Source organism: Pseudomonas asplenii (genome assembly GCF_900105475.1).
GTDB lineage: Bacteria > Pseudomonadota > Gammaproteobacteria > Pseudomonadales > Pseudomonadaceae > Aquipseudomonas > Aquipseudomonas asplenii.
The window spans coordinates 5,056,260-5,066,609 of record NZ_LT629777.1 but is presented as its reverse complement, the minus strand read 5'-3'; the positions used below and the strand labels follow the sequence as shown (position 1 = coordinate 5,066,609).

Here is a 10,350-nt window from a genome sequence, read left to right as displayed (position 1 = left end):
GGGCGGGGATAACGATGAACTCGATCTATCTGGAGGGTTGATCGTCAAGATGCTCCTCACTTCTGAGTTGCAGGCTCATGGCATCACAACTGTCAGACCAGGAAGTCAGCCAATTCGGCATCTCGGGTGATTGCTCGGACAATCCCAATGCCTGAACAAATTCGCTCGGGGGCACTGTGCCTTTCGCTGAACGAAACAGCCCGCGCATGATGACCACTCCAATCACTCTGCCTTTACTGACAAAACGATGCTCCATGAAGCTCCACTTGTCATCCCAGCCGAGCATCTTCGTGTGGATTTCAAAGGACTCGAACAGCTTCAACTCACGACGGAATTTACCCCAGGTATCTCCTACGATGGGCAGCGCCTTTTTGCGCAGTGCCACTCGATAGGCGCCGCTGCGCAGAACGAAGTCCATGCGTCCGACATCTGCCAGGGTGAAGTATCGGCCATTGGTGACGTGTCGATTGAAGTCGAGGTCCAGTGGCCATACGCGCAGGCGAATAATGGTGGTTTCCAGCGCTTTGGCCGGCTTTCGCCAGGGGCGGCGCAAGATCATGAGGAAGAGTCGGAACCAGAGATTCATGAGTACGTCATTGGTGGGATGAGCCCTGCACTCTAGAGTGAAAGGTGCGGCCCAGGTAGGTTCATAAATGACAGTTTTCGCCTGAGTCGTGCATTTGGATCATTTGTCCGCTGCAACTTGCGGAAGATCCAATGATGTTCTACCTGGAGAGGGGGCGGACTTACTTGCACCTGGGGAAGTAAGCCCGTCCTTTCAAGTCACTTGGCGACGGTGTCCTTCGGCGAGCCAGGGGTGCGGTACAACGCCAGGTGATTGGCAATGCACATGTCGTAGGCTTCCACCAGGAACAGATGGGGCCTGGATGCAATCGGTGGAACCAGGCAGCGGGTGGTGACGCGTTTGCCGAGTATTTCCGTGTCGATATAGATGAGATTCACCGGAGACTTTTTCGGGTTTTCCTCTGCAGTGAAGTACGCCCGGGTGTATTCCTCTTTGCCCTCGGTTTTATCCAGCGACTGGCTGTCGATCTGGGTGGTCAGGACTTCTCCGGCCGGAAAGGTCTTGTCCGCCATCAGTGCAACGCCGATAGGACCGGTGAACCCGGCCAGCAGCGAGTTCTTGCGCAGTTGCGATTGCAGGTTGGCGTAGGTGACGAAGTGCAACACCTTGATCGAGGGCTGTTTGCTCAGTTCCGGCAGCGTTTCATAGGCTCGATGAGCCAGCAGGCGCGGTCCCGTAGGCTTGGTCGCGGTGTCCGCCACACGGTAAATGGCATAGGCATCGCTTGTAATCAGCAGGCTGAAGATCTCTTTTTCGCTCTCGGTATGGGGGCGCAGGTCCTGGATGGTGATCTTGTCGGACTGCTCCAGTCCCGGAAACTCCGGTGGCGGTACTGGAGGCTGGCTGGCGCAGCCGGCAATGGTGAGGGCACTGAGGGCGAAAAGCATTTTCAATCGGTGCATGGAACGTCCTGTTGTCATGAAGGGTAGAACTTTGAGTGAGCTTCGCATTGATCTGCTGGATGAACGATGAACGTCCATCGGAGAAATAATGTCGCATAGCCATCTTCATGATAGGCGGCAAGAGGCTGAAAAAGGTATCGGTTTAAGTGATTACCGTGCTCGGTACGGTGGGTAGAATTCCACGGCAGGATCCTGAACATAACAAGTCTTGATGCATGGCACCCGGGAGAAAGACGATCAATGAGTTCTTTTGGCATTCGCAAACTGGAAGAGACCGACACCCAGGCGTTACTGGCATTCGAAGTCCGTAATCGTGAATGGTTCGAATCCCGGATCGATGCACGCGATCCGGCTTTTTACTCATTGCAGGGCGTGACCGGACATATAAGGGACTATCTGTGCGGCTTTGCCGATGGCATCTGGCATCCGTTTGTCATTGAGGACGAGGCCGGCAATATCGTGGGGCGGGCGAACCTGAAGGACATCGACTCGTCGACGGGCACAGCGGAGGTCGGCTATCGGGTCGGTCAGGACGTTGGCGGGCAGGGGCTGGCAACACTGGCCCTGAGGCATCTGATTGAGCAGGCGCAGCAACACTGGAAACTCACGCAACTGGTGGCATACGTCTACCGGGACAATGTCGGTTCGAGAAAGGTGCTGGATCGTTGCGGATTCCTGATGGAACAGCAACCACACGAAAACGCAGCGGATGAGCTCTGTCGATTCGTGTTGTCGATTTAGCCGATCCTTGCGGGCGCATAGGGTAGGGGGCTTGCTACGCTCGACTTGCTGAATCGTTTCACTAGCGTTATAAAAGTCGAACAATTCCAATAAGGACCGCCCATGAACACCCTCCGACTGATTTTCGGCGTCACCGCTCTCACCACTGCTTCCCACGCCCTGGCCTGGGACTATGTGCTGCTCGACAGCGACACCCCCGCGCAGAACCGCCAGATCACCAGCCAGCAACTGGGAATCAAGACCGACAAGCCCTTCTCCGTCACGATGCGTACCTTGCACGGCGGCCGCCAGGAAGGGGTCAGCATCGTCGATATCGATAACGGCACGATGAAGCTCTCGGTGGTGCCGACCCGGGGCATGAACGTTCTGCATGCCTCCGTGGGCAATGTGCGCATGGGCTGGGATTCGCCGGTCAAGGAGGTGGTCAACCCGGCCTTTATCGAACTCAACGGCCGTGGCGGCCTGGGGTGGCTGGAGGGGTTCAACGAATTGGTGGCGCGCTGCGGCTATGAGTGGGTCGGGCATCCGGGGCTGGATAACGGCGAATTGCTCACCCTGCATGGACGGGCGGCGAATATTCCGGCCAGCAAGGTCACCCTGCATATCGATGAACAACCGCCTTACGCCATTCGTCTTCAAGGCGAACTGAAGGAACAGGCGTTCAAGAAAGTCGACTTCTCCGTGGTCACCGAACTGTCGACGTTGCCGGGTAGCGTGAGCTTTGCGCTCAATGACACGCTGACCAACAACGGCGACTATCCGAAGGAATACCAGGCGCTGTATCACAGCAACTTCAGCACTCCGTTCCTGGAACAGGGCGCGCGTTTCGTCGCGCCGGTGAAACAGGTATCGCCGTTCAACGACAAGGCCAAGGGCGACCTGGCGGACTGGCAGACCTATCGCGCGCCGACCAAGGACTACGACGAGACGGTCTATAACGTCGTACCTTACGCCGATGCCAAGGGCGATACCCTGGCGGTGCTGCACAACAAGGCCGCAAACCTTGGGGTTGCGGTTGGCTTCAACACGCAACAGTTGCCGGTGTTCTCCCTGTGGAAAAACACCGACACCCAGGGCCAAGGTTACGTGACCGGGCTGGAACCGGGCACCAGCTTCTCCTATAACCGCCGTTACCAGCGGCCGCTGGGGCTGGTGCCAACCATCGGTGCCGGGCAGAAACGGCAGTTCCAGATCAGCTACAGCCTGCTGGCGGACAAGGCCGCAGTGGATAAGGCGGTGCAGCGGGTGACGCAGATCCAGGAAGGGCGCAAGACGGAGGTACGGGGTACGCCGTTGGTGGATTTGAGTAAGGAATAATCCCCCTCAAACGCAGCACGAAGCGGGCCCTGATCGTCTCGGCCGGCCACCCAGGCCACTAGCCAACGGCGATCAGGTTGTCCCGACACTCCAGAATCAACCGGGCACCGGTGTTTTCGCCGGTGCCGATCTTCAGGTTGAAACCGTGCAGGCTGATGATCGCCGCGACAATCGACAGACCCAGGCCGAAGCCGCTCTGCTGGTTGCCGTCGTCGCACCGGTAGAAGCGCTGGAACACCGCGTCGCGTTCCGAAGGCGGGATGCCCGGGCCGGTGTCGATGACCTCGATCCGCGTGCTGCCGTGGTCGTTGACCGCCAGCAACACCACCTCGCCGCCCGGTGGGGTGAACTTGATCGAGTTGCTCAGCAGGTTCGCCAATGCCTCGAAGAGCAGAGCGCGGTCGCCGGTGATGGCGGGTAGCGTCTCAGGCAACTCCAGGCGCAGGCTGATTTGTGCTTCTTCGGCCAATGGCAGGTAGAAGTCATGCAGCTCGCGCAGCAGCGGCAGCGGGTCGAGCACCACGAAGCCGGAGCGACGCTGGTGGTCTTCCAGCTCGGAAATCCGTAACAGCCCCTTGAAACGCGCCATCAGGGTGTCGGTCTCGGCGATCACACCGTCCAGTTGCTGCGCCTCGGGTGAGTCTTCCGGGGCCTGCTGCTGGATGCGATAGAGTTGCGCGCGCAATCGGGTCAGCGGGGTGCGCAGGTCATGGGCGATGTTGTCACAGACGCCCTTGACCTCATTCATCAGCCGTTCGATGCGGTCGAGCATGGCGTTGACGATGGCGGCCAGCATGTCCAGCTCGTCACGGCGGTTGGACAGTGGCAGACGGTGACCCAGGTCACCGGCGACGATGGCCTCGGCGCTGGCCTGGATGGCCCGGATGCGGCGGATCGGTCGGCGCCTGAGCAGGTGCCAGCCGGCTACGCCGGGCAGGATGGTCAGCGATACCGCCCAGAACAGCGCATGGAGGATGATACGTGTCACGCCGAACAGCGAGCCGTTGTCACGTACCAGCAGCAGCCAACGACCGTCATGGGTCTGGGTGGCGACGGCGTCGCAGCTGTCCTGCGGCAGGTTGGGGTCGTCGGAGTCGATGCAGTTGGCCAGCTCGTGGATATGACCGTCCATGATCAGGTCTTCCGGCATTGCCAGGATCGGGCCGCTCAAATGCATTTTTTGCGCGTTGAACAGACCGTAGGCATCTACCCCGCGCATGTCGAAGGTCATGCTGGTGGTCAGCGCGTCCAACAGTTGCTGGCCCTGGAAACGCGAGAACAGGTGCTGGCGCTGCATCAGCGAGTGCCGCGCCAGGGTGTCGAGGTAGCCGGACACTTCGTAGTAGAGCACGCCCATCAGGCTGCAGCTCCAGGCCACGAAGAGGAAACTGTACAACGCCAGCAGGCGGCTGGCGGACGAGCGCCAGCCCTTAGAGGGGTTCGGCAATGACATAGCCCGAGCCCCGTACCGTGCGGATCAGCGGTGGCAGGCCCGGACTGTCGATTTTCTTGCGCAGACGGCCGATGTGTACGTCGATCAGGTTGGTACCAGGGTCGAAGTGATAGCCCCAGACCTCTTCGAAGATCATCATCCGCGAGAGGATCTGCCCGGTGTTGCGCATCAGGAATTCCAGCAGCTTGTATTCGGTCGGCAACAGGCTGAGCAACTGGTCGGCGCGGGAGGCTTCGCGGCTGATCAGGTTCAGTTCCAGGTCGGCGACGCGCAACGAAGTCTCGAATTCCCGTGCCGGGCTCTTGCGTCGCAACAGCACTTCGACCCGCGCAGCCATCTCGTCGGAGGCGAACGGCTTGGTCAGGTAGTCGTCGCCGCCGGCGCGCAGCCCGCGCACGCGTTCGTCGACATCGGACAGCGCGCTGATCATCAGGATCGGCGTGGCCACGCCAATGGTCCGCAGGGTGGTGACGATGGCCAGGCCATCGAGTTCCGGCAGCATGCGATCGAGTGTGATCAGGTCATAATCGCCGCTCACGGCGCGCACCAGGCCTTCGCGGCCATTGTCCACCCAGTCCACTTCAAGCCCATGGCTGCTCAGTTCAGCCACGATTTCCTTGGCGGTTACAGCATCATCTTCGATGGTCAGGATGCGGGTCATTGCAGTTGCCTCGTACGGACCTTTCACAGCAGGTGTGGGATTTTGCCAACAAAAGGGTGAAAGCTTTCTGAAGAAATCTTCACGTCCATCTGGCGGTCGTTAAGGGGTCGCCTCGACATCGGTATGAGGCTTGAAACATCTAGCCACACCTTTGCTGAATAAAGCCTGTCACCAAGTTTTCCAAAGACGTTGCGAACGTTCATCAGGATTTGGTATCTGTTTGTTGGCAGCCACCGAGAGTGCGTGGTGGTTGATTCCCCTGTCTGGCACCTTGGGTTTGCGGTGTCCGGATCGTCCTCAGTACAGGTCTTTTTATGCATCGCCGTAATCTCCTGAAAGCTTCCATGGCCCTGGCGGCCTACACCGGCCTGTCGGCCAGCGGTCTGTTCGCGGCGCGGGCGCTTGCCGCCACCGCGGACGGTGACATCGAACATTTTGATTTCCAGGCGCTGCAGGCCCAGGCCAAGCAACTCGCCGGCAAGCCTTATGTGAGTACCCGGCAGGTCCTGCCGCCGACCCTGGCGAACATGACCCCGCAGCAGTTCAACGCGATTCAGTACGATGCCCGGCATTCGTTGTGGAATGAACTCAAGGGCCAACTGGATGTGCAGTTCTTCCATGTCGGCATGGGGTTCAAGCAGCCGGTACGGATGTACAGCGTCGATGCGCAGACGCGCCAGTCGCGGGAAGTGCACTTCCGGCCGCCCCTGTTCAATTACGCCAACAGCGGTATCGACCAGGCCCAGCTCAAGGGCGATTTGGGGTTTGCCGGCTTCAAGCTGTTCAAGGCGCCGGAGATCGATCGCCACGATATTGTCTCGTTCCTCGGCGCCAGCTACTTCCGCGCGGTGGACAAGACCGGCCAATACGGCCTTTCGGCGCGCGGCCTGGCGATCGACACCTACGCGCACAAGCGTGAGGAGTTCCCGGACTTCACCAAGTTCTGGTTCGAGACCCCGACCAAGGAAAGCACCCGGTTCGTGGTCTATGCCTTGCTCGATTCGCCGAGTGCCACCGGCGCCTACCGCTTCGACATCGACTGCCAGGCCGAACAGGTGGTGATGAGCGTCGAGGCCCATGTCAATGCGCGGGTGGATATCGAGCAATTGGGCATCGCACCGATGACCAGCATGTTCAGTTGCGGCACCCATGAGCGGCGCATGTGCGACACCATTCACCCGCAGATCCACGACTCTGACCGTCTGGCGATGTGGCGTGGCAATGGCGAATGGATCTGCCGACCGCTGAACAACCCGGCCAAGTTGCAGTTCAATGCCTTTGCCGACAAGGATCCCAAGGGTTTTGGCCTGGTGCAGACCGATCATGAGTTCGCCAGCTACCAGGACACGGTGGATTGGTACAGCCGCCGGCCGAGTCTGTGGGTCGAACCGACCACGCCGTGGGGCGAGGGCTCGGTGGACCTGCTGGAGATCCCGACCACCGGCGAGACCCTGGACAACATCGTGGCTTTCTGGACGCCAAAGCAGCCGGTGAAGGCCGGCGACTCGCTGACCTATGGCTATAAACTGTACTGGAGCGCGCTGCCGCCGGTGGGTACGCCGCTGGCACGGGTACATGCGACGCGCTCGGGCATGGGCGGTTTCATCGAGGGCTGGGCGCCGGGTGAGCATTATCCCGAGGTCTGGGCCCGGCGGTTTGCCGTGGACTTCAATGGCGGTGGGCTGGAGCGGCTGACGCAAGAGACCGGGATCGAGCCGGTGGTCACCGCTTCCAACGGTCAGGTGAAGGATTTCAGTGTCCTCAAGCTGGATGAGATTGGTGGGTATCGGGTGATTTTCGACTGGTACCCGACCAATGACAGCGTCGATCCGGTGGAGCTGCGGCTGTTCATCCGCAGCGGCGAGCGGACGTTGAGCGAAACCTGGTTGTACCAGTACTTCCCGCCGGCGCCGGACCAGCGGCGTTATCCTTGAGGGTGAGGCACCGCCTGGAATGGGCGGTGCCTGTTCTGGTCTATTCGCGGGCAAGCCCTGCGCCTACAAGGATGTGTCGAACGCAATAGTTGCGTACTGCACAAACGGTAGGGGCGGGGCTTTCGGGGCGCCGCGACGAGGCCCGCTGACTCACTGCATATTCGGCACCAGCACCGGATCAGCCCGATACAGCTGCGGCTCCATCCGCTTGAGGTTCTCTACCTTCGGCAAATCGTTGAGGGCAATGTACGGCGCATAGGGATGCAGCGTCAGGTAGTTCTGGTGATAGCCCTCGGCCGGATAGAACACCTTGTGGTCCTCGATCCGGGTGACGATCTTCGAGGCAAACACCTTCGCCCCATCCAGTTGCTCGATGTACGCCTGGGCGACCTTTTCCTGTTCGGCATTCACCGGGAAAATCGCCGAGCGGTACTGACTGCCGCTGTCCGGGCCCTGGCGGTCGAGTTGGGTCGGGTCGTGGGCCACCGAGAAGAACACCTGCAGCAGCTTGCCGTAGCTGACCTGGCTCGGGTCGTAGGTGACCTGCACCGCTTCGGCATGGCCGGTATCGCCGCCGCCGACCTGTTCATAATGAGCGGTGCTCGCCGCGCCGCCGGCATAACCGGACACCGCGTTCTGCACCCCGCGCACATGCTGGAACACGCCCTGCACACCCCAGAAGCAGCCGCCGGCAAAAACCGCCGTGGCCTGGCCGGGGGTGGCCGGTTCATCGAGCGCCGGTGGGGCGATCTGCACCGCCGGTTCGGCTGCGAAGGCAATACGCTGGACCAGCAGGATCGACAGGGCCAGACCGGCCACTGCGGCAATCGTCAACAACGGCGAGGTGGATTTTTGCGGCATTACGGATTTGCTCATTTCATGGATCCTCTTGGCAATCAACCGAAGGTAAAGGCGTAGGCCTGTGCACCGGGGTCGAGAAATTCGATGGAGAAGGTGTGTTCGCCGACATCACCGGCCTGACGCACCAGTTGATAGAGGCGCTGCTCGGTCACTGTGCCCAGGCCACTGGCGTCGGTATCGGTACCATGACTCGCGGCGGGCGCCTTGCCGTCGATCAGCACCTTGAAGCGAACGGGGCTGCCATCGCTCGAAGGACCCAGCACCAGATGCAGGTCGCGGGCCTGGAAGCGGAAGACGATGCCACCGCCGGCCTGGTTCAACGCAGCCTGCTCCGAGCGTACGGTCCAGTTGCCGCTCAGGCCCCATTGGTTCAACAGCAGTTGTTGTGGCGCGCTGTAGTGCTTGGGCTGGTCGGCTGTCTGCTGGCCTGGAGAGGCGAAGTGCTCGGCACGTTCATAACCGATGTAGGTTTCCGGGGATTTCACTTCGGTTAAGTCGGCCGCCTGCATCACACCGCTGGCTTGAGCGTTGACCATACCCTCGGCGACGTGCGTATTGCCGGCTTCGGCCAGCAATTGCTGGATGACGCGCTCGGACCCGGCATAGTCGCCTTCGCCGAAGTGGTGGTAGCGCACCCGGCCCTGGGCATCGATGAAGTAATGCGCAGGCCAATACTGATTGTTGAAGCCGCGCCAGATCGCATAGTTGTTGTCGATCGCCACCGGGTACTGGATGCCCAGTTTGCTGACGGCCTGGCGGACGTTGTCAATGTCGCGCTCGAAGGCGAACTCCGGAGCATGCACGCCGATCACCACCAGGCCCTGGTCGTGATACTTCTGCGCCCAGGCGTTGACGTAGGGCAGGCTGCGCAGGCAGTTGATGCATGAGTAGGTCCAGAAGTCGATCAGCACCACCTTGCCCTTGAGTTCGGCGGCGTTCAGCGGTGCCGAGTTGAGCCACTGCACGGCGCCTGAGAGGTCGGGCAGGGTGCCTTCCACCGGCAGGGCGCGGTCGGCGGTCTTGGCGACCATCGCCATCATGCTGCCGCTTGGCTGTTCATCCTGGGCCACCGCAGCCATCATCGCACCGCCTTGCAGCATGGCGCTCTGTGGTGGCGCTGGATTGAGGGTATCGAACAATTTCTGTTCGAGGCCCGAGGTGGCGACCGTCGACACCCGGGTCAGCAGACCGCTGTCCAGGCCCAGGGCAATCGCCGCCACGCCGGCCAGCATCGCCGCGCCGAGGCCCCGACGCAGCCATTGACCGGTGCCGAGGTGGCGTTTCATCGCGCTGAATACCCGTCCACCCAGCAACAGTGCCGCGGCCAGGGAGCTGGCGGCGCCGGCAGCGTAGGCCAGCAGCAACAATGTGGTGCCGATATTGGCGCCTTGCAGGGCCGCTCCCGTGAGGATCAGACCGAGAATCGGCCCGGCGCACGGTGCCCAGAGCAGGCCGGTGGCGATACCGAGGACAAAGGACGAGCGCACGCTCGGTTGCTCGCTGCCGCCCTGGGCCGAGCGTGACAACCGGTCACCGGCCGACACCAAGGGCCGGGCCAGGCGGTCGGCCAGATGGGGAAAGAGCAGGGTGATCGCGAAGAACGCCATCAATGCCATCGCCAGCCAGCGTCCGTACTGGTTGGCCTGTACCACCCAGCCGCCGCCGACGGCAGCGAGGGTGGCGACCAGCGCAAAGGTCAGGGCCATGCCGCAGAGCAGTGGCAGGCCGCTGCGGCGGAACGATTCGCCGGAGCGGGCGAATACGAAGGGCAGCACCGGCAGGATGCAGGGGCTCAGGATGGTCAGCAGACCGCCCAGATACGCCAGAATCAGTAGAAACATGGTGAAGATCCTTGTCGGTGAAAGGAGGTCCGGCAGCAAACCGGCTGCCATGAC

At 61.1% G+C, this 10,350-nt stretch carries 9 protein-coding genes; 3 read left to right on the top strand and 6 right to left on the bottom strand.

Translation table 11 applies throughout. From position 1 onward, the window contains the following. Positions 1 to 25: 25 nt before the first annotated feature. Together BLU37_RS22355 and BLU37_RS22350 are read right to left on the bottom strand one after the other, a co-directional pair. Positions 26 to 586 (bottom strand): thioesterase family protein, encoded by a 561-nt coding sequence (locus tag BLU37_RS22355; protein ID WP_090208990.1) that lies wholly within the window; start codon positions 584 to 586, stop codon positions 26 to 28. A 197-nt stretch (positions 587 to 783) separates the two neighbouring features. Beyond that, a complete protein-coding gene (locus tag BLU37_RS22350; RefSeq protein ID WP_231986144.1) occupies positions 784 to 1,488 on the bottom strand; it encodes a hypothetical protein in 705 nt (234 codons plus the stop codon). Positions 1,489 to 1,728: 240 nt separating this feature from the next. Here BLU37_RS22350 and BLU37_RS22345 point away from each other — a divergent pair, with 240 nt between their 5' ends. Then, entirely contained in the window at positions 1,729 to 2,229 is a 501-nt protein-coding gene (locus tag BLU37_RS22345) for a GNAT family N-acetyltransferase (RefSeq protein ID WP_081354526.1), read from the top strand. Positions 2,230 to 2,331: 102 nt separating this feature from the next. Then, a complete protein-coding gene (locus BLU37_RS22340; protein ID WP_029529915.1) occupies positions 2,332 to 3,546 on the top strand; it encodes an aldose 1-epimerase family protein in 1,215 nt (404 codons plus the stop codon). A 58-nt stretch (positions 3,547 to 3,604) separates the two neighbouring features. Here BLU37_RS22340 and BLU37_RS22335 read toward each other — a convergent pair whose 3' ends face one another. Together BLU37_RS22335 and BLU37_RS22330 are read right to left on the bottom strand one after the other, a co-directional pair. Then, positions 3,605 to 4,999: a sensor histidine kinase gene (locus tag BLU37_RS22335; protein WP_090208987.1), complete on the bottom strand. Its 1,395-nt coding sequence runs from the start codon at positions 4,997 to 4,999 to the stop codon at positions 3,605 to 3,607. After that, a complete protein-coding gene (locus BLU37_RS22330; protein WP_010448343.1) occupies positions 4,977 to 5,660 on the bottom strand; it encodes a response regulator transcription factor in 684 nt (227 codons plus the stop codon). Before BLU37_RS22330 ends, BLU37_RS22335 begins: the two co-directional genes overlap by 23 nt. Before the next feature lie 314 nt (positions 5,661 to 5,974). Here BLU37_RS22330 and BLU37_RS22325 point away from each other — a divergent pair, with 314 nt between their 5' ends. Then, positions 5,975 to 7,594: a glucan biosynthesis protein D gene (locus BLU37_RS22325; RefSeq protein ID WP_090208985.1), complete on the top strand. Its 1,620-nt coding sequence runs from the start codon at positions 5,975 to 5,977 to the stop codon at positions 7,592 to 7,594. Positions 7,595 to 7,744: 150 nt separating this feature from the next. Here the strand turns inward: BLU37_RS22325 and msrA are convergent, their stop codons facing one another. Continuing rightward, positions 7,745 to 8,470 carry a peptide-methionine (S)-S-oxide reductase MsrA gene (msrA, locus tag BLU37_RS22320; protein WP_090208982.1) on the bottom strand — a complete coding sequence of 242 codons (726 nt, stop codon included), beginning with the start codon at positions 8,468 to 8,470 and terminating at the stop codon, positions 7,745 to 7,747. A gap of 20 nt (positions 8,471 to 8,490) precedes the next feature. Next, positions 8,491 to 10,296, bottom strand: a complete 1,806-nt coding sequence (locus BLU37_RS22315) for a cytochrome c biogenesis protein DipZ (RefSeq protein WP_090208979.1) — start codon at positions 10,294 to 10,296, stop codon at positions 8,491 to 8,493. Positions 10,297 to 10,350: the final 54 nt, after the last annotated feature.

Excerpts from the sequence above, each read along its gene's own strand:
- BLU37_RS22325 (WP_090208985.1), top strand. The coding sequence starts at position 5,975 with ATGCATCGCCGTAATCTCCTGAAAGCTTCCATGGCCCTGGCGGCCTAC.
- BLU37_RS22345 (WP_081354526.1), top strand. The coding sequence starts at position 1,729 with ATGAGTTCTTTTGGCATTCGCAAACTGGAAGAGACCGACACCCAGGCG.
- BLU37_RS22350 (WP_231986144.1), bottom strand. The coding sequence starts at position 1,488 with ATGCACCGATTGAAAATGCTTTTCGCCCTCAGTGCCCTCACCATTGCC.
- BLU37_RS22340 (WP_029529915.1), top strand. The coding sequence starts at position 2,332 with ATGAACACCCTCCGACTGATTTTCGGCGTCACCGCTCTCACCACTGCT.
- msrA (WP_090208982.1), bottom strand. The coding sequence starts at position 8,470 with ATGAGCAAATCCGTAATGCCGCAAAAATCCACCTCGCCGTTGTTGACG.
- BLU37_RS22315 (WP_090208979.1), bottom strand. The coding sequence starts at position 10,296 with ATGTTTCTACTGATTCTGGCGTATCTGGGCGGTCTGCTGACCATCCTG.
- BLU37_RS22355 (WP_090208990.1), bottom strand. The coding sequence starts at position 586 with ATGAATCTCTGGTTCCGACTCTTCCTCATGATCTTGCGCCGCCCCTGG.
- BLU37_RS22330 (WP_010448343.1), bottom strand. The coding sequence starts at position 5,660 with ATGACCCGCATCCTGACCATCGAAGATGATGCTGTAACCGCCAAGGAA.
- BLU37_RS22335 (WP_090208987.1), bottom strand. The coding sequence starts at position 4,999 with ATGTCATTGCCGAACCCCTCTAAGGGCTGGCGCTCGTCCGCCAGCCGC.